This is a genomic window from Nocardioides conyzicola (assembly GCF_039543825.1).
In the GTDB taxonomy this organism is placed as follows: domain Bacteria; phylum Actinomycetota; class Actinomycetes; order Propionibacteriales; family Nocardioidaceae; genus Nocardioides; species Nocardioides conyzicola.
In genome coordinates, this window is sequence record NZ_BAABKM010000001.1 from 88,982 (window position 1) to 113,737 (window position 24,756).

The 24,756-nt window shown below is 71.8% G+C and carries 27 protein-coding genes; 8 read left to right on the top strand and 19 right to left on the bottom strand.

Annotation, left to right across the window (positions count from 1 at the left end):
• The first annotated feature begins 52 nt into the window (after positions 1 to 52).
• Genes ABEA34_RS00435 through ddaH form a run of 3 tightly spaced genes read left to right on the top strand, consistent with a single transcriptional unit; the run spans position 53 to position 2,674 of the window.
• Positions 53 to 526, top strand: coding sequence for an Lrp/AsnC family transcriptional regulator (locus ABEA34_RS00435; RefSeq protein WP_345518117.1), 474 nt, complete (start codon positions 53 to 55; stop codon positions 524 to 526).
• A complete protein-coding gene (locus ABEA34_RS00440) occupies positions 511 to 1,905 on the top strand; it encodes an NAD(P)/FAD-dependent oxidoreductase (RefSeq protein WP_345518119.1) in 1,395 nt (464 codons plus the stop codon). Before ABEA34_RS00435 ends, ABEA34_RS00440 begins: the two co-directional genes overlap by 16 nt.
• A gap of 4 nt (positions 1,906 to 1,909) precedes the next feature.
• Entirely contained in the window at positions 1,910 to 2,674 is a 765-nt protein-coding gene (gene ddaH, locus ABEA34_RS00445) for a dimethylargininase (RefSeq protein ID WP_345518121.1), read from the top strand.
• Here the strand turns inward: ddaH and ABEA34_RS00450 are convergent.
• Entirely contained in the window at positions 2,663 to 4,120 is a 1,458-nt protein-coding gene (locus ABEA34_RS00450; protein WP_345518123.1) for a M1 family metallopeptidase, read from the bottom strand. The two genes, ddaH and ABEA34_RS00450, sit on opposite strands and share 12 nt — an antisense overlap.
• 91 nt (positions 4,121 to 4,211) lie before the next feature.
• Between ABEA34_RS00450 and ABEA34_RS00455 the strand changes: the two genes are divergently transcribed.
• The 4 genes from ABEA34_RS00455 (at position 4,212) to ABEA34_RS00470 (ending at position 9,197) form a co-directional block, all read left to right on the top strand.
• Positions 4,212 to 5,552 (top strand): rhodanese-like domain-containing protein, encoded by a 1,341-nt coding sequence (locus ABEA34_RS00455; RefSeq protein WP_345518126.1) that lies wholly within the window; start codon positions 4,212 to 4,214, stop codon positions 5,550 to 5,552.
• 209 nt (positions 5,553 to 5,761) lie between these two features.
• Positions 5,762 to 6,625: a serine protein kinase RIO gene (locus tag ABEA34_RS00460; protein WP_345518128.1), complete on the top strand. Its 864-nt coding sequence runs from the start codon at positions 5,762 to 5,764 to the stop codon at positions 6,623 to 6,625.
• Between the two features lie 9 nt (positions 6,626 to 6,634).
• Complete coding sequence (locus tag ABEA34_RS00465; protein ID WP_345518130.1) at positions 6,635 to 7,555, top strand: Rossmann fold nucleotide-binding protein; 921 nt, start codon at positions 6,635 to 6,637, stop codon at positions 7,553 to 7,555.
• A gap of 28 nt (positions 7,556 to 7,583) precedes the next feature.
• A complete protein-coding gene (locus ABEA34_RS00470; RefSeq protein ID WP_345518132.1) occupies positions 7,584 to 9,197 on the top strand; it encodes a TIGR03767 family metallophosphoesterase in 1,614 nt (537 codons plus the stop codon).
• Between the two features lie 26 nt (positions 9,198 to 9,223).
• On the opposite strand, the gene rlmN is transcribed toward ABEA34_RS00470, so the two are convergent.
• The 7 genes from rlmN to rpsB form a co-directional block, all read right to left on the bottom strand.
• The gene (gene rlmN / locus ABEA34_RS00475; protein WP_345518134.1) at positions 9,224 to 10,348 is read right to left on the bottom strand and encodes a dual-specificity RNA methyltransferase RlmN; all 1,125 of its coding nucleotides are present in this window, start codon (positions 10,346 to 10,348) and stop codon (positions 9,224 to 9,226) included.
• Positions 10,349 to 10,403: 55 nt separating this feature from the next.
• The gene (locus tag ABEA34_RS00480) at positions 10,404 to 10,769 is read right to left on the bottom strand and encodes a hypothetical protein (RefSeq protein WP_345518136.1); all 366 of its coding nucleotides are present in this window, start codon (positions 10,767 to 10,769) and stop codon (positions 10,404 to 10,406) included.
• Between the two features lie 68 nt (positions 10,770 to 10,837).
• The gene (locus ABEA34_RS00485) at positions 10,838 to 11,710 is read right to left on the bottom strand and encodes a phosphatidate cytidylyltransferase (protein ID WP_345518138.1); all 873 of its coding nucleotides are present in this window, start codon (positions 11,708 to 11,710) and stop codon (positions 10,838 to 10,840) included.
• Positions 11,711 to 11,725: 15 nt separating this feature from the next.
• On the bottom strand, positions 11,726 to 12,280 hold the full coding sequence (gene frr, locus ABEA34_RS00490) for a ribosome recycling factor (protein ID WP_345519099.1): 555 nt from the start codon (positions 12,278 to 12,280) through the stop codon (positions 11,726 to 11,728).
• Between the two features lie 30 nt (positions 12,281 to 12,310).
• Positions 12,311 to 13,024, bottom strand: a complete 714-nt coding sequence (gene pyrH, locus ABEA34_RS00495) for a UMP kinase (RefSeq protein ID WP_345518140.1) — start codon at positions 13,022 to 13,024, stop codon at positions 12,311 to 12,313.
• Positions 13,025 to 13,153: 129 nt separating this feature from the next.
• Positions 13,154 to 13,966 (bottom strand): translation elongation factor Ts, encoded by an 813-nt coding sequence (gene tsf, locus ABEA34_RS00500; RefSeq protein WP_345518142.1) that lies wholly within the window; start codon positions 13,964 to 13,966, stop codon positions 13,154 to 13,156.
• Positions 13,967 to 14,008: 42 nt separating this feature from the next.
• Positions 14,009 to 14,992 carry a 30S ribosomal protein S2 gene (rpsB, locus tag ABEA34_RS00505; protein WP_345518144.1) on the bottom strand — a complete coding sequence of 328 codons (984 nt, stop codon included), beginning with the start codon at positions 14,990 to 14,992 and terminating at the stop codon, positions 14,009 to 14,011.
• 378 nt (positions 14,993 to 15,370) lie between these two features.
• On the opposite strand from rpsB, the gene ABEA34_RS00510 reads away from it, so the two are divergent.
• Positions 15,371 to 15,943, top strand: a complete 573-nt coding sequence (locus ABEA34_RS00510; protein ID WP_345518146.1) for a M23 family metallopeptidase — start codon at positions 15,371 to 15,373, stop codon at positions 15,941 to 15,943.
• Here ABEA34_RS00510 and ABEA34_RS00515 read toward each other — a convergent pair.
• The 11 genes from ABEA34_RS00515 to ABEA34_RS00565 form a co-directional block, all read right to left on the bottom strand.
• The gene (locus ABEA34_RS00515) at positions 15,940 to 16,839 is read right to left on the bottom strand and encodes a tyrosine recombinase XerC (RefSeq protein WP_345519101.1); all 900 of its coding nucleotides are present in this window, start codon (positions 16,837 to 16,839) and stop codon (positions 15,940 to 15,942) included. The genes ABEA34_RS00510 and ABEA34_RS00515 overlap by 4 nt on opposite strands.
• 88 nt (positions 16,840 to 16,927) lie before the next feature.
• Complete coding sequence (gene dprA / locus ABEA34_RS00520; protein ID WP_345518148.1) at positions 16,928 to 18,043, bottom strand: DNA-processing protein DprA; 1,116 nt, start codon at positions 18,041 to 18,043, stop codon at positions 16,928 to 16,930.
• Positions 18,040 to 19,626, bottom strand: a complete 1,587-nt coding sequence (locus tag ABEA34_RS00525) for a YifB family Mg chelatase-like AAA ATPase (protein ID WP_345518150.1) — start codon at positions 19,624 to 19,626, stop codon at positions 18,040 to 18,042. Before ABEA34_RS00525 ends, dprA begins: the two co-directional genes overlap by 4 nt.
• Complete coding sequence (locus ABEA34_RS00530; protein WP_345518152.1) at positions 19,626 to 19,994, bottom strand: YraN family protein; 369 nt, start codon at positions 19,992 to 19,994, stop codon at positions 19,626 to 19,628. The genes ABEA34_RS00525 and ABEA34_RS00530 overlap by 1 nt, the downstream gene beginning before the upstream one ends.
• Before the next feature lie 125 nt (positions 19,995 to 20,119).
• Entirely contained in the window at positions 20,120 to 20,428 is a 309-nt protein-coding gene (locus tag ABEA34_RS00535) for a DUF2469 domain-containing protein (RefSeq protein ID WP_345518158.1), read from the bottom strand.
• Positions 20,425 to 21,120, bottom strand: coding sequence for a ribonuclease HII (locus ABEA34_RS00540; RefSeq protein ID WP_345518160.1), 696 nt, complete (start codon positions 21,118 to 21,120; stop codon positions 20,425 to 20,427). Before ABEA34_RS00540 ends, ABEA34_RS00535 begins: the two co-directional genes overlap by 4 nt.
• A gap of 9 nt (positions 21,121 to 21,129) precedes the next feature.
• Positions 21,130 to 21,906, bottom strand: coding sequence for a signal peptidase I (lepB, locus tag ABEA34_RS00545; RefSeq protein ID WP_345518162.1), 777 nt, complete (start codon positions 21,904 to 21,906; stop codon positions 21,130 to 21,132).
• A gap of 136 nt (positions 21,907 to 22,042) precedes the next feature.
• Positions 22,043 to 22,393 carry a 50S ribosomal protein L19 gene (gene rplS / locus ABEA34_RS00550; RefSeq protein ID WP_345518164.1) on the bottom strand — a complete coding sequence of 117 codons (351 nt, stop codon included), beginning with the start codon at positions 22,391 to 22,393 and terminating at the stop codon, positions 22,043 to 22,045.
• Positions 22,394 to 22,604: 211 nt separating this feature from the next.
• Positions 22,605 to 23,780, bottom strand: a complete 1,176-nt coding sequence (gene trmD, locus ABEA34_RS00555) for a tRNA (guanosine(37)-N1)-methyltransferase TrmD (protein WP_345518166.1) — start codon at positions 23,778 to 23,780, stop codon at positions 22,605 to 22,607.
• A 2-nt stretch (positions 23,781 to 23,782) separates the two neighbouring features.
• Positions 23,783 to 24,331, bottom strand: coding sequence for a ribosome maturation factor RimM (gene rimM / locus ABEA34_RS00560; RefSeq protein WP_425576848.1), 549 nt, complete (start codon positions 24,329 to 24,331; stop codon positions 23,783 to 23,785).
• A 66-nt stretch (positions 24,332 to 24,397) separates the two neighbouring features.
• A complete protein-coding gene (locus ABEA34_RS00565; protein ID WP_345518170.1) occupies positions 24,398 to 24,640 on the bottom strand; it encodes an RNA-binding protein in 243 nt (80 codons plus the stop codon).
• Positions 24,641 to 24,756: the final 116 nt, after the last annotated feature.

Here is a 24,756-nt window from a genome sequence, read left to right on the forward strand (position 1 = left end):
ACGGCCGGGCGAAATCTTTGACCGCAGCCCCGGCCTGCGGAAGCATCCCCCCATGAGCCGGAATCCAGGTCGTACGTCGCAGCCTCTCGACGACGTCTCCAAGGCGATCATCGAGCAGCTGCAGCAGGACGGGCGCCGTTCGTACGCCGCCATCGGGAAGGTCGTCGGCCTGTCCGAGGCTGCCGTCCGCCAGCGGGTGCAGCGCCTGATCGAGTCGGGCGTGATGCAGGTGGTCGCGGTGACCGACCCGCTGGAGATGGGGTTCGCCCGGCAGGCGATGGTCGGGGTCCGCGTCACCGGCCCCCTGGAGCCGGTCGCCGACCGGCTGGCCGAGCTCGACGAGGTCGACTACGTCGTGGTGACCGCGGGCTCCTTCGACCTCCTCGTCGAGGTCGTGTGCGAGAGCGACGAGCACCTGCTCGAGCTGATCTCGGGACAGATCCGGGCGATCGACGGCGTCGCCGGGACCGAGACGTTCATGTACCTCAGCCTGCGCAAGCAGACCTACTCGTGGGGTGTCCGCTGAGCCGGGACCCCCACTACGAGCGGCTGTCGCTCTGGCACGACACGGTCGACACCGACTGGTCGCCACGGCCGCCGCTGCCGGGTGACGTCGAGGCCGACGTCGCCATCGTCGGTGCGGGCTTCACCGGCCTCTGGACCGCGCACTACCTGGCCGAGGCCGATCCGACACTGCGGATCGTCGTGCTCGAGGCCGAGACCGCCGGCTTCGGCGCGTCCGGCCGCAACGGCGGCTGGTGCTCGGCGCTCTTCCCGGCGTCCCTGCCGACGCTGGCGGGGTACGCCGACCGCGGCGCCGCCCTCGCCCAGCACCGCGCCGTGCGCGCCACCGTCGACGAGGTCGTCCGCGTCGCCACGGCGGAGGGCATCGACGCGCAGGTGAGCAAGGGCGGCACGATCACCCTGGCGCGGAGCCGCGCCCAGTGGTCGCGCGCGAAGGCCGAGGTCGCCGAGGCGCGGGCCTGGGACCGGGGCGACGACGACCTCCGGCTGCTCGGTCGGCAGGAGGCGACCGAGATCCTGCACGGGAGCAACACCCGCGGCGCGACGTACACGCCGGACTGCGCCGCCCTCCACCCCGCCCGCCTGGTCCGCGGGCTCGCGTCGGCGGTCGAGCGACGCGGGGTGACGATCCACGAGCAGACCCGGGTGACGGCGATCGAGCCGCGCCTCGCCCGGACCGAGCACGGCACCGTGAGGGCGCGCACCGTGCTCCGCGCGACCGAGGGCTACACCGCGACGCTGGCCGGCGAGCGGCGCACGATGGTGCCCGTCTACTCCCTGATCATCGCGACCGAGCCGCTGCCGGCCGAGGTGTGGGACGAGATCGGCCTGGCGCGGCGCGAGACGTTCACCGACCACCGGCACCTGATCGTCTACGGGCAGCGGACCGCCGACGACCGGTTGGTGTTCGGCGGGCGCGGTGCGCCGTACCACCTGGGCTCGCGGATCAAGCCGGAGTACGACCGCGACGAGAAGGTCTTCGCCCGGCTCTACGCCACCCTCGTCGACCTCTTCCCGGTGCTGCGGGGCACCCGCGTCACCCACGCGTGGGGCGGAGCGCTCGGCATCCCGCGCGACTGGTGCGCCTCGGTCGGCCTCGACCGCGCGACCGGGCTCGGCTGGGCCGGCGGGTACGTCGGCGACGGGGTCAGCACCACCAACCTCGCCGGCCGCACGCTGCGCGACCTCGTGCTGGGCCGCGACACCGAGCTCACCCGGTTGCCGTGGGTCGGGCACCGCTCCCCCGGCTGGGAGCGCGAGCCGCTGCGCTGGCTCGGCATCAACGCCGGCCTGCGGGCGATGACCCTCGCCGACGCGGAGGAATCCGTCACCCGGATGCCCAGCCTGGTAGCGCGCACGGTCGCTCCCCTGCTGGGATGAGCAGATGACCAAGCGCGCCCTCGTCCGCCGCCCCGGCCCGCGTCTCGACGACGGCCTCCTCACCCACCTCGAGCGCGTCCCGGTCGACGCCGACCTCGCCCTCCGGCAGTGGGAGGCGTACGTCGAGGCGCTGCGGGCCGAGGGCTGGGAGACGGTCGAGGTGCCGCCGGTCGACGACTGCCCGGACGCGGTCTTCGTCGAGGACACCGTGGTCGTCCTCGACGACCTCGCGGTGATCAGCCGGCCGGGTGCCGACGAGCGCAAGCCGGAGACGGCCGGCACCGAGGCGACGCTCGCCGCACTCGGCTACCGGATCGCCCGCATCGAGGCGCCGGGCACCCTGGACGGCGGCGACGTGCTGAAGCACGACCGGACGGTCTGGGTGGGTCTCGGCGGGCGCACCAACAGCGAGGGGCTGGAGCAGCTCGCCGCCCACCTGGCTCCGCTCGGCGCGGACGTCGTCGGCGTACCCGTCTCAAAGGTGCTGCACCTCAAGTCGGCCGTCACCGCCTTGCCCGACGGCACCGTGGTCGGGTTCGAGCCGCTGGTCGACCACCCGGAGGAGTGGGACCCGTTCCTCCCGGTGCCCGAGGAGGGCGGCTCCCACGTGGTGGTGCTCGACGAGTCGACCGTGCTGATGGCGACGAGCGCCCCGCTGACCCGCGCGCTCTTCGAGGAGCGGGGCCTGCGGGTGGTGTCGGTCGACCTCAGCGAGTTCGAGAAGCTCGAGGGCTGCGTGACCTGCCTGTCGGTGCGGCTACGGGGCTGACCGCAGCCCGTTGTCGACGGTGTCGGCCGGCTTGGTGGCCGTGTGCAGCCAGGCGGCGAAGAACCCGTCGAGGTCCTGACCACTGACCTCCGCGGCGAGCGCCTCGAACTGCGCGGTCGAGCCGTTGCCGCCCTCGCGGTCGGCGACCCACCGGCGCAGCAGCGCCCAGTAGGCGGTGTTGCCGATCCGGGTGCGCAGTGCCTGCAGCGTCATCGCGCCGCGCTCGTAGACCCGGTCGTCGAAGATGTCGTTCACGCTGGAGCACCCGGTCGGGTCGGGGCACGGGTCGGCGACGACCAGGTCCCAGAACTCGTCGTCGGCGTCGAGGTTGTCGTAGCGCTGGTGCAGCTCGTCGTCCGCCGAGGACGCACCGCGCGCCTCTTCCCAGCGCCACTCCATGAAGGTCGCCGCGCCCTCGTTGAGCCAGATGTCGCTCCAGTGGGCGACCGCGACCGAGTCACCGAACCACTGGTGGGCGAGCTCGTGGACGACGGTGATCTGGGTCAGGCTGGCCGGAGAGTACGTCGGCCGCGTCTGGTTCTCGAGCGCGAACCCGGGCTCGAGGTTGGTGACCAGGCCACCGACCGTCGAGAAGGGGTAGTCGCCGAGCTGGGTCTCCAGCCAGCGGGTGATCCCGGGCGTCTGCCGCATCAGCCGCATCGCGTTCGGCTGGGCGTTGGTCGGGAGCGCCTTCGAGACCGCCACCAGCCAGGGCCGGCCGTCGCGGGCCCCGTCGGCGATCTTGTAGTGGCCCGCGGCGAAGAAGGCGAGGTACGGCGCCATCGGCTCGTCCGCGTGCCAGGTGGTGGTCGCCAGCCGGCCGTGGGCCTTGCGACGGACCTGACGCCCGTTGGAGACGACGTCGTACTCCTTCGGGACCGTGATGCTGACGCGGACCCGGGCCTTGTCGAGGGGGTGGTCGTTGGCGGGGAACCACCACGGCGCCATGTGCGGCTCGTTCATCGCGACGACCTCGCCGTTGCGCGCGAGCCAGTTGCTCTCCCCGGCGTAGGAGCGTCGATCCGGCCGCCCGGCGTACTGCACCCACACGTCGACGACCTCGCCCGGCTCGAGCCCGTGCTTGACGACGAGCTCGTGTCGGCCCTGCGTGAAGGTCACGGACCGTCCGCCGACGCGCACGGAGCGCACCGGCAGCAGGAAGTCCAGGTCGAAGCTGGAGATCGACGCCGTGCCCCGCAGCCGGAGGCCGGTCCAGCCGGACAACCGGCCCGAGCGGAAGCCGTAGCGGTCGTGGATGTCGTACGAGAGAACGTCGATGCCGCCGTTGCCGTCGAGCGGGAAGTACGGGTCGCCGATCCCTGCGGCGCCGGCCGGTCGCACGGCGTCGCGGTGCGCGGCGCCCACGGACGGGCCGACCGGGCCGAGGCCGAGGGCGACGGCAACGGCAGCGACGACGAGGGCCGTGGACCGGCGAGGACGCGACACCCGGGCAAAGTACCCGACGCGTGCCCCCCGACCCCGCACCCGCCTTGTGTTATAACTCTACTGATTCACTGCACTTAATCGAGGGGGCGTCATGCAGGTGGTCACGCTGGAGATCCCGGAGCTGGGCAACCACACCCATCTCGTCCACGACGGCCGGCAGGCGCTCGTCGTCGATCCCTCGCGCGACATCGCCCCTGTCGAGGCAGCGGCCGAGCGGGCCGGCGTGGAGATCGCCGCCGTCGCGGACACCCACATCCACAACGACTACGTGTCCGGCGCCCTGGGCCTGGCCCGCCGCCACGGCGCTGACTACCTGCTGTCGGCCGACGAGCCCGTGCAGTTCGAGCGGGTCGGCGTCCGCGACGGCGACCTCCTGACGGTCGGCCGGCTCGAGGTGACGGTCCTGGCCACGCCGGGCCACACCCGCCACCACCAGGCGTTCGCGGTCCGCGACCCGGAGGGCAGCGGTCCGGATGCTCTTCTCAGCGGCGGCAGCCTGCTGCACGGCACGGTCGGACGCACCGACCTGGTCGACCCGCGGCTGCGCCACGACCTGGCCCGGGCCCAGTGGGCCAGCGCCCGGGCGCTGGCCCGGCTGGACCCCGCGACCCGCCTGCTGCCCACCCACGGCTTCGGGAGCTTCTGCGCCGGCGGTGACGCGACGACCGGCACCGACGGCAGCCTCGGCGCCGAGCTGCTCACCAACCCCGCGCTGACGCAGGAGCGCGACCGGTTCGTCGCGGACCTGGTCGCCGGCTTCGGTCCGGTCCCGGCCTACTACGGCCACATGGCGCCCCTCAACCGTGCGGGCGCGGGCCGCGCGGTGCCCCGGCCCGGACGTCCCGTCACCCGCGACCAGGTGACCGACGCGATCCTCGCCGGTCAGTGGGTCGTCGACCTGCGCCAGCGCGCCTCGTTCGCGCGCGGACACGTCGCCGGATCGGTCAACGTCGAGTACTCCAGCCAGTTCGCGACGTACGTCGGCTGGCTGGTGCCGTGGGCCGACGACCTGGTCCTGCTCTACGACACGGCCGACGACGTCGGCTCGGCGCTGCACGACCTCGCCGCGATCGGCATCGACGGTCCCGGGATCCACGACCTCGGCCCGACGTCGACGCTGGCGGCGAGCTTCCGGCGTACCGACTGGGCGGGGTTCCGCAGCCACTCCGGCCCGCGGGTCGTCGTCGACGTCCGCGACCAGGACGAGTACGAGTCCGGCCACCTGCCCGACGCGGTGCACCTGCCCGTCCACGAGGTCGACCGACGGGGGGCCGACCTCCCCGCGGGCGAGCTGTGGGTGCACTGCAGGTCGGGCTACCGGGCGGGCATCGCGGCCAGCCTGCTGCACCGCAGCGGCCGCAGCGTCGTGCACGTCGACGACTCCTGGGACCAGGTCAGCGAGCTGGCGATCGCGACGACCGTCGCCGCCTGACGTCGTCGCCCCCTGATCGACGCCCCGCCCGGCGCACCCCCGGGCGGGGCGTCTCCTTATTCGGTTGCGGTCGCCGGGCGGCAACGACCACAGTTGCCCCGAGCGACCGGAGTGACCGGTGCCCGAGCGAGAGGAGCGTGACATGTCCACGACTGTCCTTGGCCTGTCCGCAGACCACTCCCCTTCTCGCTTCTGGAGCACCCACACCGATGACGCACGACGCACCACCCCCGTTCACTGACCCCGACCTCGACCCCGCCTTCGTCTTCGAGTTCGAGGCGTACGACGACCTCGACGAGGGCCAGCGCTGGTCCACCTGGCTGAGCGTCGAGCCGCTCTGCCGCGGCCCGCAGCCACGACCCGACTGGGTCGTCACCTCCCAGGCCGCGGTCGACACCGACCTCGGCATCCTCAAGACCGGCAAGGAGGCCGACGCGTTCCTCCTCGAGCGCGCGGTCCCCGGCTCCGACGCCGTCGGCGACTCCGTGGTGCTGGTCGCCAAGCGCTACCGCAGCACCGAGCACCGCACCTTCCACCGGGCCGCGACCTACACCGAGGGCCGCAGCGTGAAGCGCTCCCGCGACGAGCGGGCGCTGAAGCGCAAGAGCACCTGGGGCAAGATCGTCGCCGCCGGCGAGTGGGCCGTCTCCGAGTGGGACGCGCTCAAGCGGTGCTGGGAGCTCGGTCTCCCCGTCCCCTACCCCGTGCAGATCGACGGCACCGAGATCCTGATGGAGTGGATCACCTACGACGGGGAGACCGCCCCGCGGCTGGCCCAGACCCGCCCGGAGCCGGCGCTGCTGGCGTCGTACTTCGACCAGCTCCGCGACGCACTGGCGCTGATGGTGCAGCACGGGATCGTCCACGGCGACCTGTCGGCCTACAACATCCTGGCGGCGGGCGACCGTCTGGTGATCATCGACCTGCCACAGGTGGTCGACCTGGTCGGCAACCCGGCCGGCATGGACTTCCTGCTGCGCGACTGCACCAACGTCTGCACCTGGTTCCAGACGCGCGGGCTCGATGTCGATCCCGGCGAGCTCTTCGGGGAGCTGATCGCGCACGCGTTCTAGGGTGCGACTGTGAAGAAGAGCGTGGTGCGCGGTGAGCCGGCAGCGATCGTCGGGCGGCTCGAGGAGTGGATGGCCGAGCACCCGGGTGTCCCGGTCGACACCGCGCGCACCTCGCTCTACACGGCGGCCGAGCTCTACGACACCGCGACGTACGACGCGTCGCTCGACGCCCGTGCCTACGCGTGGTCGCAGGAGCCGCGGACGAGGGAGGCGGCGCTCGCCCGGGCGCTGCACGACCACGCCATCGACCTCGCGCTCGCGGACTGGACCGCCGGACGCCACCTGGTCGGGGTGATGGGAGGTCACCGGCTCGAGCGCGGACAACCGGCGTACGCCGAGGCCGCCCGGCTCGGTGCGGCGCTCGGTGCCGGCCTCGTCGTCGCCAGCGGAGGCGGGCCGGGCGCGATGGAGGCGGCCAACCTCGGCGGCCGTCTCGCCGAGCAGCCCGACGACCTCGACGCCGCGCTCGCGCTGCTGGCCGAGGTGCCGTCGTACCATCCGACCGTCGAGGCCTGGGTCCACCGGGCGTTCGACGTGCTGGCCCGGTTCCCCGGCGGCGCGGACACCCTGGGGATCCCGACCTGGTACTACGGCCACGAGCCGCCGAACGTCTTCGCCACCGCGATCGCGAAGTACTTCCGCAACTCCACCCGGGAGGCCACGCTGCTCGAGGTGTGCGACGCCGGGATCGTCTTCCTCCCGGGCCTCGGCGGCACCGTGCAGGAGATCTTCCAGGACGCGTGCGAGAACTACTACGCCACCGAGGAGTCGGTGGCGCCCATGGTGCTGGTGGGCACGGCGTACTGGACCGAGGAGCTGCCGGCCTGGCCGCTGCTGCGCTCCGTCGCCCGCGGCCGGCCGATGGAGCGGCACGTGCACCTGGTCGACGGGGTCGACGACGCTGTGAACCTCATTGTTTCGAGGACGTGAACGACGGACGGCGCCTAGATTGACGCGGGTGCAGATCTCTCGTCGTGACCTCATCCGTTCCACCGCCGCCGTCGGCGCCGTCACCGCCCTCGGTGGGCTCGGACTGGCCGACGCCGCCGTCGCCGGCACCGGGCCCGTAGCCCGGGCGACGACCCGCACCACGACCCTCGACAAGGGCCCGGCCGGGGCCGGCGGCTGGCGTCCCGTCGTCACGAGGGCCGGCGAGGGGTACGCCGTGCGCGGCGGGCTGGGCGCCAAGGCGCGGGGCGGCCGGGCCCGGCGCCGCAAGTCGCTCCTGGCGTTCGCGCAGATCAGCGACGTGCACATCATGGACTGCCAGTCCCCCGTCCGGTCCGAGTACGGCGAGAACTTCAGCCCGAGCGCCTACCGCCCCCAGGAGATCCTGAGCGCCCACGTCGCCGACGCGATGGTCCGCCGGATCAACGCCGTGCGCCGTGGTCCGGCGACGGGCAGCAAGCTCGCGTTCACGATCCAGACCGGCGACAACTCCGACACCGGTCAGTACAACGAGCTGCGCTGGAACATCGACGTCCTCGACGGCGGCACGCTGAGGGTCGACTCCGGCGACCTCACCAGGTACGAGGGGGTCATGGACCAGGACCCGACGTACTACGACACCGTGTTCTGGCACCCGGACGGCACCCCGGACGGCAAGGCCGACGACGACGCCCGGGCGGTGTACGGCTTCCCCGTGGTCGACGGCCTCCTCGACGCGGCCCGCCAGCCGTTTAGCGCCGCCGGGCTGCAGATGCCGTGGTACGCCGTCATGGGCAACCATGACGGCCTGGTCCAGGGGAACTTCCCGCACACCCCCGCCGACAACGCGCGCGCGATCGGCACGGCCAAGAAGGTCACGGGCGGCGCCACCCGGACCGTCACCGCCGACCCCGACCGCCGGCTGCTCGACAAGGCGGAGTGGGTCGACGAGCACTTCGTCACGACCGGTACGCCGGACGGCCACGGCTTCACCAAGGAGAACAAGGCCAAGAAGACGGCGTACTACTACTTCGACCGGGGGCCGAAGGGCGTGGTGCGGTCCGTCGTCCTGGACACGGTCGCCCCGTCGGGTGACCAGGGCGCGATGGACAGCAAGCAGTTCAGCTGGCTGCTGCGCCTGCTCGACCGGAGCAAGAACAAGCTCGTGGTGCTGTACAGCCACCACCCGCTGCAGTCGTTCACCGACGAGAACATCGCCACGATGATCCGTCAGGAGCTGACCAGCCGCCCCCAGGTGATCGCGTGGGTCAACGGCCACACGCACCGCAACCAGATCTGGGCCTACCCCCGGAAGAAGAAGGGCAAGGTGGTGGGCGGGTTCTGGGAGATCAACACGGCCTCGCACATCGACTGGCCGCAGCAGGCCCGCCTGATCGAGATCGCCAACAACAAGGACGGCACGCTGTCGATCTTCACCACGATGATCGACCACGAGGGCCCGACGCAGTTCAACGGCGACCTGACCAGCCCGATCCAGCTCGCGGGCCTGTCCCGCCTGCTGTCCGCCAACGACTGGCAGGAGCGCGAGGAGCACCGCCGCGGCAAGCGCACCGACCGCAACGTGGAGCTGCTGCTCCCCGCCCCGGCCTTCCTCTGGAAGAAGAAGAAGAAGAAGAAGAAGTAGGTCGGGTCCGGTCCCTCGGGGACCGGTCAGGACTCGGTCGCGGCGAGCTGGCCGCAGGCGCCGTCGATCTCGCGACCGCGGGTGTCGCGGACGGTGGTCGAGATGCCCTTAGCCTCGAGCCGGCGCACGAACTCACGCTCGTCGGCCGGGTCGGAGGCGGTCCACTTCGACCCCGGCGTCGGGTTGAGCGGGATCAGGTTGACGTGCACCCAGCCCCAGTCGCCCCGCGCCTGCAGGACGTCGGCGAGCAGGTCCGCACGCCACGCCTGGTCGTTGATGCCGCGCATCATGGCGTACTCGATCGAGACGCGGCGCTTGGTGACCTTCGCGTAGTTCCAGGCGGCGTCGACGGTCTCGTCGACGGAGTAGCGGGTGTTGATCGGCACCAGCTCGTTGCGCAGCTCGTCGTCCGGAGCGTGCAGGCTGAGTGCCAGCGTGACCGGGATGCCCTCCTCGGCCAGCTGCAGCATCCGCGGCACCAGGCCGACCGTCGACACGGTGATCCCGCGCGCGCTCATGCCGAGGCCGTCGGGCGTCGGGTCGGTGAGCCGCCGGACGGTGCCGATGACGGCCTTGTAGTTGGCCATCGGCTCGCCCATGCCCATGAACACGACGTTGGAGACGCGTCCCGGTCCCCCGGGCACCTCACCCCGCGCCAGCGAGCGGGCGCCGGCGACGACCTGCTCGACGATCTCGGCGGTGGACATGTTGCGCTCGAGGCCGCCCTGGCCGGTGGCGCAGAACGGGCAGGCCATGCCGCAGCCGGCCTGGCTCGAGACGCAGACCGTGGCGCGATCGGGGTAGCGCATCAGCACCGACTCGACGAGCGCGCCGTCGAACAGCTTCCAGAGCGTCTTGCGCGTCGTGCCGCGATCCGCCTCCATGGTGCGCAGCGGCGTCATCAGGCTGGGCAGCAGGCCGGCGACCAGCTCGTCGCGCTGGCTTGCCGGCAGGTCGGTCATCTCGGCCGGGTCGTCGACCAGGCGCGCGAAGTAGTGGGTGGAGAGCTGCTTGGCGCGGAAGCCCGGCAGGCCCAGCTCCTTGAGCCGCTCGACCCGTTCGTCGGGGGTGAGGTCGGCGAGGTGCGGCGGCGGCTTCTTGCGGCCACGCGGCTCGTCGAAGACGAGGGGAAGGGGGGTGCGCTCGGACATCTGGACGATTCTCCCACCCCGCCCGCGCCGGACGCGATTCTTGGGCAGGCTCGGCTCAGGCCTCGCGGGTGATCATGTACCAGAGCACGAGCGCGGCGACGCCGCCGACGACCAGCGCCGTGGCGACCATCCCGATCAACATGTAGATGCCGAAGCGTCGCGAGCGCGGCGCGATGACCAGGCCGATCGGCACCGCCAGCGTCACCAGCACGAACGGGAACAGCTGCTCGGCCGTGTCGTCGTCGACCAGGACGTGCAGCAGCGCGATGAACGCGCCGGGCACCAGGACCACGAACGCCAGCCCGGTGAAGAACCCGGTGAGCGACACGAAGGTCGGGTGGTCGCGGTGCCACCAGTCCGGCTGCCGCTCCGGGGCCGGCTCGCTCGGACCGGTGGGGTCGGTCTCCTGCTCGGTCGTCATCGCCTCGATGCTAGACGGGTCGTCCGCCGTACCACCGTCTATGGGCGCGTGTCAGGCGGACGACTCGGTCACGTGAAGACCGCGTAGTGGAGCAGCAGCCAGATCGGCGCGACCGTCGCGAGCAGGGAGTCGAGCCGGTCCATCAGGCCGCCGTGGCCGGGGATCACCTGGCTCATGTCCTTGATGCCCAGGTCGCGCTTGATCACCGACTCGCACAGGTCGCCGAGCGTGGCCATCACGACCGCGATCAGGCCCAGCGCGAGGCCGACCCACCAGTCGCCGTCGAGCAGGTAGACGACCAGCGCCCAGCCGGCCACGAGGCAGAAGACGACCGACCCGGCGAAGCCCTCCCAGGACTTCTTCGGCGAGATGACCGGGGCCATCGGGTGCTTGCCGAACAGCACCCCGGCGACGTACCCCCCGGTGTCGGAGGCGACGGTGATCGCGATGAACGCGATGATGCCCTGCACGCCCGGGTCGTCGAGGCCGTGGGCGTTGACGCCGCCGCCCTCCGCGAGCAGGAGCGCGACGAACGAGCCGAGGAACGGCACGTAGATCAGGCTGAAGACGGAGGCCGTGGCGTTCTGGACGTAGCCGTCGATCCCCCGGCGCAGCAGCCAGAGCATCGTCATCAGGGCGGCGACGGCCGTGGCGGTCACCAGCGCCGGAGCGCCCCAGAAGTACGCGACGACGACCATGACGACGCCACCGAGCATCAGCGGCTGCTCGGGCAGGTCGATGCCCTTGGCGCCGAAGCCGCGCTGCAGCTCCCAGATCGCGACCACGACCGCGATGGCGACGATCACCATGAACGCCGTCTTCCAGAAGAGCAGCGACAGCAGGATCGCGGCCACCAGGACGAAGGCGGAGGTGAGGGCGGCGGGAAGGTCCCGGCCGGCGCGACCGTGGTCCTTGATCGCCGGCGTGGTGGTATCGCTCATCAGTTGCCGATCCGCTCAGACCTCGAGCAGCTCGGCCTCCTTGCTCTTGAGCAGCTCGTCGATGGCGTCGGTGTGCTTCTTGGTGATGCCGTCGAGCCGCTTCTCGGCGCCGGTGACGTCGTCCTTGCCGACCTCGCCGTCCTTCTCGAGCTTCTCCAGGCCCTGCTTGGCCGTACGACGCAGGTTGCGCACGGCGACCCGGCCGTCCTCGGCCTTGGCCCGGGCGACCTTGACGTACTCCTTGCGGCGGTCCTCGGTCAGCTCCGGGAAGTTGCAGCGCAGCACCTTGCCGTCGTTGGACGGGTTGACGCCGAGGTCGGAGTCGCGGATGGCCCGCTCGATGTTGCCCATCGCGCCCACGTCGTACGGCTGGATCAGGATGATCCGCGCCTCGGGGGCGGTGAAGGACGCGAGCTGCTGCAGCGGGGTCGGGGTGCCGTAGTAGTCGACCATGATCTTGCTGAACATGCTGGGCTGCGCCCGACCGGCCCGGATCGCCGAGAACTCCTCGCGCGTCGACTCGACCGACTTGGCCATCTTGCCGTCGGCCTCGTTGAGGATGTCGTTGATCACCGCTGCTCCTTCAATGTCGTGGTGCTGTCAGCCTGCGCTGACGAGCGTGCCGATCTTCTCACCCTGGACGACGCGCAGGATGTTGCCCTCGGGCTCCATCCCGAAGACGACCATGGGCAGCTTGTTCTCGCCGCAGAGGGCGAAGGCCGTCTGGTCCATGATCCGCAGGCCCTGGGCGATCGCCTCGGCGTACGTCAGCTCGTCGTACTTGGTGGCCGTCGGGTCGAGCTTGGGGTCGGCGCTGTAGACGCCGTCCACCCCGCTCTTCGCGACCAGCACGACGTCGCACTTGCTCTCGAGCGCCCGCTGGACGGCCACCGTGTCGGTGGAGAAGAAGGGCATGCCCATGCCGGCACCGAAGATGACGACCCGGCCCTTCTCCATGTGGCGGATGGCGCGACGCGGGATGTAGGGCTCGGCGACCTGGCCCATGGTGATGGCGGTCTGGACGCGGGTCTCGACGCCCATCTTCTCCAGGAAGTCCTGGAGCGCCAGGCAGTTCATGACGATGCCGAGCATGCCCATGTAGTCGGCCCGGACCCGGTCCATGCCGCGCTGCTGGAGCTCGGCGCCGCGGAAGAAGTTGCCGCCACCGGTCACGACCGCGATCTGCACGCCCGCCTCGACGACGGCCGCGATCTCCTGCGCGACCTTCTGGACGACGTCGGGGTCGATCCCCACGTTGCCACCACCGAAGACCTCACCGGAAAGCTTGAGCAGGACTCGCTTGTAACCCGTCACGGGCGGCTCCTTCGGATGGCATGGGTGCCCCGGCGGCGAGGCCGGGGACGCGAGAAGGCCGGTCCGATGATCAGTGGTGCTGTCATCGAACCGGCCTCCTCGTCGTACGTCTGGCAGAAACCTATCCGCTTACGCGCCGACCTCGAAGCGGGCGAACCGCTTGAGGGTGGTGCCGGCCTCGTCCATGACGGCCTTGACGGACTTCTTGTTCTCGGTGACCGACGGCTGCTCGAGCAGCACGACGTCCTTGAAGAACCCGTTGAGGCGACCCTCGGTGATCTTGGCGATCGCCTGCTCGGGCTTGCCCTCCTCACGGGAGGTCTTCTCGGCGATGTCCCGCTCGTGCGCGACGACGTCCGCGGGGACCTCGTCGCGGGTGAGGTACTTCGGACGCATCGCGGCGATCTGCATCGCAGCGGCGCGCGCGGCGTCGGCGTTGCCGTCGTACGCCACGAGCACGCCCACGGCGGGCGGCAGGTCGGCGGCACGCTTGTGCATGTAGGCCACGACCGGGCCGTCGAAGTAGACGTACTGGCCGAGCTCGATCTTCTCGCCGATCGAGACCGCGAGGCCGTCGACGACCTCGCCCACGGTCTGGTCACCCACGGAGACCGCACGAAGCGCGTCGACGTCGGCCGGCTTGGCCTCCGCAGCAGCGTCCGCGATCTTCTGGGCGGCGACGATGAAGTCCTCGCCCTTGGCCACGAAGTCGGTCTCGCACTTGAGCTCGACGAGCACGCCGGGGGCGTGCGCGACGAGACCGGCGGAGGCCTCGCGCTCGGCGGCGCGGTTGGCCGCCTTGGCGGCGCCCTTGACGCGGAGGATCTCGACGGCCTGGTCGAAGTCGCCGTCCGCCTCGTCGAGCGCCTTCTTGCAGTCCATCATGCCGGCGCCAGTGAGCTCACGGAGCTTCTTGACGTCGGCTGCGGAGAAGTTAGACATGATCCTTCTTCCTCGAAGTATCCGAAGTGTGGTGAGTGGTGCTCAGGCCTGGGCGTCGGTCGTCTCGGCGGCGGCCTCGACGGGCGCCTCCGCAACGGCCTCGGTGGCCTCGGGAGCGACGGGGGCCTCGGTGACAGCCTCGGTGGCCTCGACGGCCTCAGCGGCCTCGGAAGCGGCACCGGTCGACGCGGCGGCCGGGGTCTCCTCCGTGGCGGTGTCGCCACCGGTCGCCTCGACGGCGGCAGCCTCGGCCTCGCCACCCAGGAGCTCGCGCTCCCACTCGGGCAGCGGCTCCTCGGCGCCCACGGCCTCGGTGCCCTCGGACGCCTTGGCGCCGGAGCGGGCGATCAGGCCCTCGGCCACGGCGTCGGCGACGACGCGGGTCAGCAGGCCGACCGCGCGGATCGCGTCGTCGTTGCCCGGGATCGGGTAGTCGACCAGGTCCGGGTCGCAGTTGGAGTCCAGGATGCCGATGATCGGGATGCGCAGCTTGCGCGCCTCCTCGACGGCGAGGTGCTCCTTGTTGGTGTCGACGATCCAGACGGCGGACGGCGTCCGGCTCATCTCGCGGATACCGCCGAGGGACTTGTTGAGCTTGTCCCGCTCGCGGCGCATCTGGAGCAGCTCCTTCTTCGTGCGGCTGCTGCCGGCCACGTCGTCGAAGTCGATCTCGTCGAGCTCCTTGAGGCGGTTGATCCGCTGGTGCACCGTCTGGAAGTTGGTGAGCATGCCACCGAGCCAGCGCTGGTTGACGTAGGGCATCCCGACGCGGGTCGCCTGCTCGGCGATCGCCTCCTGGGCCTGCTTCTTGGTGCCGACGAACATCACGGTGCCGCCCTTGGCGACGACGTCCTTGATGAAGGCGTAGGAGCGGTCGATGTAGGCCAGCGACTGCTGCAGGTCGATGATGTAGATGCCGTTGCGCTCGGTCATGATGAAGCGCTTCATCTTGGGGTTCCAGCGACGGGTCTGGTGCCCGAAGTGGACGCCGCTCTCGAGAAGCTGGCGCATGGTGACGACTGCCATTGAAATGTCTCCTGTGAGCGGAGCGCACACCGTGACGCCCGTCCTTGAGCCAGGACGGACCGGAGCGTGCTCCTGTTGTGTTCTCAGTTGCTGCCTCCGGCGGGTGCCGGCGGCCCTGACGCCTGCGCGCGGCCCGATCTTCGTGAGAAGAACTGAGGGTCGCGCCCACGGGTGGTCGGGTCCTCGGAGTGCCAGGTCCCGTCGCGGTCTGCGAGCGTGCGAAGTCAACCCTTGCGGGTTGCAGCGACCAGAGTAGTCCACGGGCGCCCGCGGGGGGAAATTGCCAGGAACCGTCCACAAGCGGCTGCCGGACACCCGTTTCCCCAGGCCGCCACGCACTCGACGCGGCCCGCCGGGATCTCGCGGCACGCTCGCCCCATGACACCACGTCTCGCGCTCGTCACCCTCGTCCTCGCGGCCCTGGTCGCCCTGCCGGCGGCCGCGTCCGCGGAGACCGACCCGGTCGGCGTCTGGCCGCTGGCACCGGAGCCCGAGGTGGTGCACGGCTTCGACCCGCCCGACGACCCGTGGGGCGCCGGCCACCGCGGCGTCGACCTGCTCGGCACCGTCGGGCAGCCGGTCCGGGCGGCGCTGCCCGGCCGGGTGTCGTGGGTGGGCGTGCTGGCGGGGCGCGGTGTGGTGGTGGTCGACCACGGCGGGACGCGGACGACGTACGAGCCGGTCGACGCCACGGTGTCGCTGGGCTCGACCGTGGGTGCGGGCGACCGGATCGGGATCCTCGAGCTGGCCGGCACCCACTGCCTCCTGCGCGCCTGCCTGCACTGGGGGTGGCTCGAGGGCGAGACCTACCTCGACCCGCTCCGTCTCGTGGGCGCCGGGCCGGTGCGCCTGCTGCCGCTGTGGGTCGACGCACCCGTGACGACCGGGCCGCCGGTCGCGCGGCCCGCCTATGCCGGCTGGCGGACGCCGCTGGAGCTGGTGCGGGGCTAGGCCCGTGGGTGGGCCTGCTGGTAGGCCCGACGCAGCCGGTCCGTGGTGACGTGCGTGTAGAGCTGGGTCGTGGCCAGGGACGCGTGACCGAGCAGCTCCTGGACCGAGCGCAGGTCGGCGCCGCCCTCGAGCAGGTGGGTGGCGGCGGTGTGGCGCAGCCCGTGCGGGCCGATGTCCGGCGCACCGGGGACCTCGGCGATGCGGCGGTGCACCATCGTCCGGACCGCCCGCTGGTCGATCCGCTTGCCCCGGGTGCCGAGAAAGAGGGCCGCACCCGAGCCCTCGACCGCGAGCGGTGGACGGCCGTGTCGCACCCAGAAGTCGACCGCGCGGGCGGCCGGCCGGCCGAACGGCACGGTCCGCTCCTTGCGGCCCTTGCCGAAGACCCGGATGACGTTGCGCTCACGGTCCACGTCGTCGACATCGAGGCCGACCAGCTCGCCGACCCGGATGCCGGTCGCGTAGAGCAGCTCCAGCATCGCGATGTCCCGGAGTCCGGTCGGGCTGCCGTCGTCGGCGTGCTCGGTCGCCGCCCGGATCAGGTCGGCCGCCTCGTCCGCGCGCAGCACCGGCGGCAGGGACTTGTGCGCCTTGGGCGAGCCGAGGCTCGCCCCGACGTCGGTCGGGATCCGGCCGGTGCGGGTCAGCCAGGCGGTGAACACCCGCGCCGCGGTCGCCCGCCGGGCGATGGTGGTGCGGGAACGCCCCATGGTCTGCTGCTTCGCGAGCCAGCTGCGCAGCGTGCGCAGGTCCAGCTGGGTGACGTCGGTGTCGCCCAGCCGGGCGGCGTGGTCGAGCAGGCCCGCCACGTCGGCCAGGTAGGCCCGCACCGTGTGCGGCGTGAGGTCGCGCTCGATCGCGAGGTGGCGGTCGTAGGCCGCCAGCACGCCCGCCATCGCCTCCGGCAGCGCGTCGGTCGCCCCGGACTCGTCGACCTCCTCGGCCTGCTCCGTCACGCCTCCACTCTAGGAACCACCACCCGCCTCAGTCATGAGCGAGCGCGGCGAGCCGCCAGCCGTCCACACCTCCTTCCACCATCCCCCGGACCTCGAGCTCCAGCAGTGCCGTGTGCGTGGCGTCGGCGCCGAGCCCGATGACGCGGGCGATCGAGGCCGAGGTGGCGCCGCGGGCGACCGGCACCGCGTCGAGCACGAGCCGCTGCCTGTCCGTCAGTGCGTCGCGCGGCCGGTCCCGGCCGCGAGGCCGCTCGAGCAGGTGCTCGCCGGCTGCGCCGAGCACCTCCAGGACCTCGGGGCCGGAGGTGACCAGGCTCGCGGCGCCCGTCCGGATCAGCTGGTGCACGCCGGCCGAGGGCGCGCTCGTGACCGGACCCGGGACCCCCATCAGGTGCCGGTTGAGCCGTGCCGCCCAGTTGGCGGTGTTGAGCGCACCGCTGCGCACCGCCGCCTCGACCACGACGGTCCCGCCCGTGAGCGCCGCGATCAGCCGGTTGCGCGTCAGGAACCGCACCCGCATCGCAGCGCCGCCCGGCACCGTCTCGGACACCACCGCGCCCTCGGCCGCGATGTGGGCGAGCAGGTCGGCGTGGCGTGGCGGGTAGACGCTGTCGGCCCCGCAGGCGAGCACCGCGACGGTCGGGGCACCGACCGAGACCGCGCCGCGGTGGGCGGCCTGGTCGATCCCGTAGGCCGCGCCGGAGACCACCACGCGACCGGCCTCCGCGACGTCCGCGGCGATCTCGCGCGCGAGGTCGGTGCCGTAGGTCGTGGCGGCCCGGGACCCGACGATCGCGACGGACCCGGCCAGCGCGTCGAGACGAAGCGGTCCGCGCACCCACAGGCCGAGCGGGACACCGCCGCGCTCCTGCACCGGACCCGCGTGTGCGAGGTCGTCGAGGCCAGCCGGCCACTCCGCGTCGCCGGGCACGACGAACCGGAGACCCGCGCGGGTCGCGCTCTCGAGATCGCGCTGGGCGTCGACCTCCGCCTGCAGCACGCGGGACCTGGTCTCCGGCTCGTCCCGCAGCGAGTCCAGGACGGTGAGCGCCCCGACCTCGGTCACCGCGCCCAGCATCGAGAGCCGGCCAGGCTCCACGATCCGGCCGAGGGTGATGCGGGCCAGCCGGTCGCTGTCGGTCACGACGCCCGCTCCAGCATCTTCACCAGCAGCGCGTCGCCGGTGCGCAGGCGCAGCGCGGTCTCCACCTCGGCGACCCCCGGCGCCGGTAGTCGGCGCAGGTCGGCGACCGTCCAGGCCACCCGGTGCACCCGGGTCGCCCCGCGTCGCGAGATGACGCCGCTGTAGACCTGCTCGTCGATGAGCTGCTGACCTGGGGGTGGCAGCGGCCATCGGTCCCGGAGTGCCGGACCGGGTGCGTGCGCGTTGAGGCGCCAGCTCTCCCGCGCGAAACGGTCGGCCTGGCGCAGCCGAGCATCCTCGACGCGGGCACGGATGGCAGCCGACGACTCCGGCAGCGCGAGCGGGTCCGGCCGGTCGGTGCGTCGGAGGGCGCGCAGGTTGCGCGTGATGTCGACCCGGTCGGCCACCGGCCCGGTGACCCGGAGCTGGTAGTCCCGGACCGCTCGGGGAGCGCACTGGCACCGGCTGGTGCGCTGGTCCTTGGTCCAGTCGCCGCAGGGGCACGGGTTGCACGCGAGCACGACCATGCCGCGGGCGGGCAGCGTCACCGACTCCTCCTGGCGGGCGATGGTGACGTCGCCGCTCTCGAGCGGCTGCCGAAGCGCCTCGATCACGTCGGACCTGAAGAGCGGGAACTCGTCGAGGAAGAGCACTCCGGCGTGGGCGCGACTCACCTCGCCCGGCCGGACGGCACCGCTGCCGCCGCCGATGATGCTGGCCTTGCTGGCGTCGTGGTGCGGCGCGGAGAACGGCGGCCGGACCAGCATCCCGCTGCTGGGATCGAGGACGCCGGCGAGCGAGTGGACCGCGGTGAGCTCCAACGACTCCGACCGGGTCAGGTCGGGCAGGAGCCCCGGGATCCGCTCGGCGACGCTCGTCTTGCCCGATCCCTTGGGACCCGACAGCAGCAGGTGGTGCCCGCCGGCCGCCGCGACCTCGACCGCGAAGCGAACGTCCTCCATGCCGAGCAGGTCGGACATGTCGGTCTCCTCGAGCCGGTCCTCCCCCTGCCAGCTGAGCAGCCGCGCACCCGACATCGGCGCGACCGGCGGCGCCTCGGGCACCTCCTCGCCGCGGAGCTCCGCGACCACCTGGGCCAGCGACCGCATCCCGAAGACCTCCATGTCCGGGACCATCGCGGCCTCGCGCGCCTGCGGCTCCGGCACGAAGACCCGGCGCACGCCGCGCTCCGACGCCGCCAGCACCATCGGGAGGGCACCGGCGACCGCGCGCAGGTTGCCGTCGAGGGTGAGCTCGCCGACGAACGCCGTCGCTTCGAGGGCGTCCGTCGGGACGGCGCCGTCGGCGGCGAGCACGGACACGGCGACCGCCAGGTCGAAGTGGGTCCCGCGCTTCAGCAGGTCGGCCGGGGAGAGCAGGACCGTGATCCGCTTGGTGGCCGGCCAGGTCAGCCCGCTGTTGACGATGGCCATCCGGCACCGGTCGGGCGCCTCGTGGAGCATGGAGTCGGGTCGGCCCACCAGGGTCAGGCCGGCCTGGCCCGGCGACACGTCGGACTGCACGTCGACGAGATGACCGACGGCGCCGTTGAGGGAGACCGCGTGCGTCGTCGCGACCGGCATCAGCCGATCCCCCGCACGTGCTCGATCAGGGACGGTCCGCGGCGCGGGCGCAGCACCGCGACGAGGTCGACCCGGACGTCGGGCACGCTCAGCCCGTGAGCCACCTGCCAGGCGACGCCGAGGCGGCGCAGCCGGTCGAGCTTGTCGGCACCGACCGCCTCGTGGGGGGTGCCGTGGTCGACGCTGGTGCGCGTCTTGACCTCGCACACGACGAGCACGTCACCGTCGCGCAGCACCAGGTCGATCTCGCCGACGGCGCAGCGCCAGTTGCGGTCGAGCACCACCATGCCCGCCGCCTGGAGCAGCTCCGCAGCTCGCCGCTCGCCGTACGCACCCAGGGCCTGCTTCACCGTTGCCGAACTCGTCATCCCGAGACCTCCTGACCACCACCCTCGCGGTCGGCGGGGACGCTCAGGAGGGCACGGGGGCGTGCCTGTGGATCACGGGGTCTGGAGCGCGCCTGTGGACGAAAAGCGGTCCGTTGGCCCCCAGATCAGGTCTTGGGGAGGTCGATCTCCGTCGGGCTGAGCTCCTCGACGTTGACGTCCTTGAAGGTCAGCACCTTCACGTTCTTGGCGAACCGGGCGGGGCGGTACATGTCCCACACCCATGCGTCGCTCATCGAGACCTCGAAGAACACGTCGCCGGCCTCGGTGCGCGCCTTCACGTCCACCTGGTTGCACAGGTAGAACCGACGGTCGGTCTCCACGACGTACTTGAAGATGCCGACGACGTCGCGGTACTCGCGGTAGAGCGTCAGCTCCATCTCGGTCTCGTACTTCTCGAGGTCCTCGGCGCTCACGAGGCCGACTCTATCTCCGCGGCCTCGGGCGCCAAGGGCTCCAGGCCCGCGGCACGCCGGACGTTCACGAACCGCATCCGGTGCACCGGCGACGGCCCGTGCTCGATCAGCGCCGCGGTGTGGACGTCGGTGATGTAGCCCTTGTGGGTCTTGAAGTCGTACGCAGGCCAGTCGGCGTCCAGGTCGGTCATGATCCGGTCGCGGGTGACCTTCGCGATCACCGACGCCGCGGAGATGCAGGCCGCCACGCGGTCGCCCTTCCACACGGCCAGCCCGGGCACGCCGAGCCCGTCGACCGGGAACCCGTCGGTGAGCACGTACGCCGGCGGCAGGTCCAGCAGTGCGACGGCTCGGCGCAGCGCCTCGATGTTGGCCACGTGCATGCCGAGCCGGTCGCACTCCTCGTGCGAGATCGCGACCACCGACCAGGCGACGGCGCGCTGGACGATGTGGGCGTAGCAGCGCTCCCGGGCCTTCTCGGTGAGCAGCTTGGAGTCGGCCAGGCCCGGGATGATTCCGGCCTTGCCGGCCGGCAGGATCGCCGCACCCGCCACCAGCGGGCCGGCGCACGCGCCGCGGCCGGCCTCGTCGACGCCGGCGATCGGCTCGATCCCGTGCCGCCGCAGGGCGCGCTCGTAGCCGTAGAGCCCGGCGTCCTTGCGGACCGTGGCTCCCCGTGGCAGCGCGCTCACGACCAGGACCTACTTGGCGTCGGGGACGTCCGCGAAGGTGTCGGGACGGTGGATGGTCTTGAACCGGTCGCTCGGCCAGAGCAGCACGAACACCTTGCCGACGACGTCGTCCACGTCGACGTACGGGTTCTTGGTGCAGTCCGTCGCCTTGGGCTGGCACATGTGGTACGACGAGTCCGCCGAGTTGTTGCGGTTGTCGCCCATCACGAAGATCTGGCCCTTCGGGACGGGACCGACCTCCCAGTCCTGGTTGCAGTCGGTGACCATCGGGCCGTAGCAGGTCGCGCCGCCGAGGCGGGCGTACCCCTTCTCGTTCAGCGCCTTGCCGTTGACGGTCAGGCGGCCCTTGTCGTCGCAGCACTTGATCACGTCGCCCTCGACGCCGATCACCCGCTTCACCAGGTGCCCGCCGGTCGGGTAGAGCCCGATCTTGGAGAGCACCTTGGCGACGGGGCTGGTCGGGCCGGCGGCCTCCTCGCCGTCGAGCCAGCCGCCCGGGTCCTTGAAGACCACGATGTCGCCGCGCTCGGGTCCGTCGAACCAGTACGAGGGCTTCTCGACCAGGATCCGGTCGTTCTTGACCAGGCCGGGCTCCATCGACTCCGACGGGATGTAGAACGCCTGGACGAAGAGCGCCTTGATCACGATGGCGAGCACCAGGGCGATGCCGAGGAGGAGGATCGTCTCCTGCCAGACCGGCAGGTGCTTCTTCTCCTTCTTGACCGGCTTGTCGGGCTTGCCGGGATCCGGCGCCGGAGCGTCCGTCGTGGGTTCGGTGGTGCTCATGGGTGAAGGACCAGCCTCGCCGGTGTCGTCGGGGTCGGGAACGTGAGAAGACCGCGACCCCTGCTCGTCCGGATCGACGGGCTGCGGGTCGCGGTCTTCAGGAGTCACGCGGAGAGCGTAACGAGCGAGCCTGAGCTCAGAGCTCGCGGCGCTCCTTGATCTTCGCCTTCTTGCCGCGGAGGTTGCGCAGGTAGTAGAGCTTCGCGCGGCGGACGTCACCGCGGGTGACGATCTCGATCTGCTCGAAGATCGGGGAGTTGAGCGGGAAGGTGCGCTCGACACCGACGCCGAAGGAGACCTTGCGGACGGTGAAGGTGCGGCCGACGCCGGCACCGTGGATGCGGATGACGACACCCTGGAAGACCTGGATGCGGGACCGGTTGCCCTCGACGACCTTCACGTGCACCTTGACGGTGTCGCCGGCGCGGAAGGCGGGGAGGTCGGTGCGCTTGATCGAGTTGCCGAGATCGGCGATGACGTTCGTCATGGTGTTCTCTCCTCGCGAGTGTCACAGGTCAGCCGCGGTACGGGGATGTGGTGCAGTGGCGGGTCCAACGATGCCGGTCGGCGGCGCCGGACTCCCCCTGTGACAGGAGCCGGAGCGGATCCCCCTCGGAGAGCTCCTCGGGGCGATCCCTGTTTGACCAATAGGACCAAGGAGCAAGTCTGCCACAGCGGTCCGCGGGCCTGCTAATCCGTCAGCCGCGGCGGATCGGCTTCTGCAGGACCACCGCGCCCGGCTCGTCGTACGCCCCCATCACGCGGTAGCCGGCCTTCTTGTACATCCGCAGGTTGCGCTCGCTCCTGGCCCCGGTGAAGAGCCAGTACGACGTCGCGCCGGCGGGTGCCAGGGCCTCCATCCGACCCAGCAGCTCACGGCCCAGGCCGCGCCCCTCGAGGTCCGGGGCGACCATCAGGCGGCCGATGTCCCAGACGTCCTCGTGCCGGATGCCGCGGACCGCGCCCACCAGGCGCCCGGCGGAGCGGACGACCAGCACGGTGTGGGTCCCGATCCACGAGCGGACGTCGTCGAGCGACTCGTGCAGGGCGGCGACGTGGACGCCGGGGTTCTCGTGCTGGACCTGCACCCAGCAGGCGAGCTGCAGCACGTGGAGCTCCGCGGCGTCGGCGAGCAGGGCCGGCCGGATCTCCAGGTCGTCGAACAGCGAGGGTGCGGACACCAGGTCGGGTCGTCGCTCCGCCGTACGCCGGACCGCCTGGTCGCGCCGCCAGGCGGCGATCGCGGCGTGGTCGCCCGACAGCAGCACCGGCGGCACCTCGAGCCCGCGCCACGACGACGGCTTGGTGAAGACGGGGTACTCGAGCAACCCGTCCTCGTGGGACTCCTCGACCAGCGACGAGGCGTTGCCCATGAACCCCGGCACCAGGCGGACGACCGCCTCGGTGATCGCCAGCGCGGCCACCTCACCACCGTTGAGCACGTAGTCGCCGAGCGAGATCTCGCGGACCTCCGCCCGCGTCGCGACCTCGTCGATCACCCGCTGGTCGATGCCCTCGTAGCGGCCGCACGCGAAGACGATCCGCTCCTTGCCCGCCAGCTCACGGGCGACGGCCTGGGTGAACGGCTGCCCCGACGGGGTCGTGAAGACGACGGTCGGCCGGTCGTCGCCCTCGTGGTCGAGGAGGGCGTCGAACGCCTCCCCCCACGGCTCCGGCTTCATCACCATGCCGGCGCCGCCGCCGTACGGCGTGTCGTCGACGGTGTGGTGGCGGTCGTGCGCCCACTGCCGCAGGTCGTGCACGCGGATGTCGATCAGCCCCTTGTCCCGCGCCTTGCCCGCGAGCGAGAGCTCGAGCGGGGCGAGGTAGTCCGGGAAGATCGTGACGACGTCGATCCGCAGGCCGGTCGACACGGTCAGTCGTCCTCGAGCGGAGCGACCAGGCCGGGACGGTCGGCGACGACCACGCGGCCACCGGCGACGTCAACCTCGGGCACCAGTGCCTTCACGAACGGCACCAGCGTGTCGCGGCGGTCCGGCGTCCGGATCGCGAGCAGGTCCTGCGCGCCACCGTGGACCAGTCCGGTGACCTCGCCCAGCACCACGCCCTCCAGGTCGTACGCCGTGAGCCCGACCAGCTGGTGGTCGTAGAACTCGTCCGGGTCCTCGGGTGACTCGTCGGCCGGGATCGAGGCGTGCAGCAGGAGGCCGCGCGCCGCCTCGGCGGCGGTGCGGTCCGGGACCTCCTCGAAGCGGACCAGCAGCACCGACGAGTGCCAGCGGGAGCTCGCGACAGTGACGGTCCGCAGGGTCGACGCGGATCCCGACGGTGCCTCGACGCCCAGCACGGAGCCGGGCGCGAACCGCCGGTCCGGCTCGTCGGTGCGGACGTTGATGGTCACGTCGCCGCGCAGGCCGTGTGCCTTGCCGATGCGGCCCACGACCACGTCGGTGCTGTCCACGATCTCCCTCTCGAAATGCCGAACGGGTGTCGCCCCGGAGGGCGACACCCATTCAAGCGGTCCTAGGACTCAGCGACGACGGTCCACGTCGACGAAGTCGATCCGGGCCCCGCCGCGTCCCGCCAGGGCGGAGATCACAGTGCGGAACGCCGTCGCGGTGCGACCGGCTCGCCCGATGACCTTGCCCAGGTCATCGGGGTGCACGCGCACCTCGAGGATCGAGCCGCGACGCAGGTCCTTCTCACGCACGACCACGTCGTCGGGGTGTTCGACGACACCACGCACCAGGTGCTCGAGCGCCTCGGCGAGCATGGCGGTCAGGACTCGGTCTTCTCGGCGTCGGCCTCGGCGACCTCAGGGGTCTCCTCGGCCGCAGCCGGAGCGGCCTCGGCGGCGGGCGCCTCGGCGGGGGTCTCCTCGGCGGCCGG

Coding starts and splice junctions, on each gene's coding strand:
- ABEA34_RS00455 (WP_345518126.1), top strand. CDS start 4,212: ATGCAGGTGGTCACGCTGGAGATCCCGGAGCTGGGCAACCACACCCAT.
- ddaH (WP_345518121.1), top strand. CDS start 1,910: ATGACCAAGCGCGCCCTCGTCCGCCGCCCCGGCCCGCGTCTCGACGAC.
- ABEA34_RS00530 (WP_345518152.1), bottom strand. CDS start 19,994: ATGACGAGTTCGGCAACGGTGAAGCAGGCCCTGGGTGCGTACGGCGAG.
- ABEA34_RS00565 (WP_345518170.1), bottom strand. CDS start 24,640: ATGCTCGCCGAGGCGCTCGAGCACCTGGTGCGTGGTGTCGTCGAACAC.
- ABEA34_RS00435 (WP_345518117.1), top strand. CDS start 53: ATGAGCCGGAATCCAGGTCGTACGTCGCAGCCTCTCGACGACGTCTCC.
- ABEA34_RS00510 (WP_345518146.1), top strand. CDS start 15,371: ATGACACCACGTCTCGCGCTCGTCACCCTCGTCCTCGCGGCCCTGGTC.
- ABEA34_RS00460 (WP_345518128.1), top strand. CDS start 5,762: ATGACGCACGACGCACCACCCCCGTTCACTGACCCCGACCTCGACCCC.
- ABEA34_RS00480 (WP_345518136.1), bottom strand. CDS start 10,769: ATGACGACCGAGCAGGAGACCGACCCCACCGGTCCGAGCGAGCCGGCC.
- ABEA34_RS00525 (WP_345518150.1), bottom strand. CDS start 19,626: ATGCCGGTCGCGACGACGCACGCGGTCTCCCTCAACGGCGCCGTCGGT.
- rplS (WP_345518164.1), bottom strand. CDS start 22,393: ATGACGAACGTCATCGCCGATCTCGGCAACTCGATCAAGCGCACCGAC.
- ABEA34_RS00485 (WP_345518138.1), bottom strand. CDS start 11,710: ATGAGCGATACCACCACGCCGGCGATCAAGGACCACGGTCGCGCCGGC.
- rpsB (WP_345518144.1), bottom strand. CDS start 14,992: ATGGCAGTCGTCACCATGCGCCAGCTTCTCGAGAGCGGCGTCCACTTC.
- rlmN (WP_345518134.1), bottom strand. CDS start 10,348: ATGTCCGAGCGCACCCCCCTTCCCCTCGTCTTCGACGAGCCGCGTGGC.
- ABEA34_RS00515 (WP_345519101.1), bottom strand. CDS start 16,839: ATGGCGGGCGTGCTGGCGGCCTACGACCGCCACCTCGCGATCGAGCGC.
- lepB (WP_345518162.1), bottom strand. CDS start 21,906: ATGAGCACCACCGAACCCACGACGGACGCTCCGGCGCCGGATCCCGGC.
- tsf (WP_345518142.1), bottom strand. CDS start 13,966: ATGTCTAACTTCTCCGCAGCCGACGTCAAGAAGCTCCGTGAGCTCACT.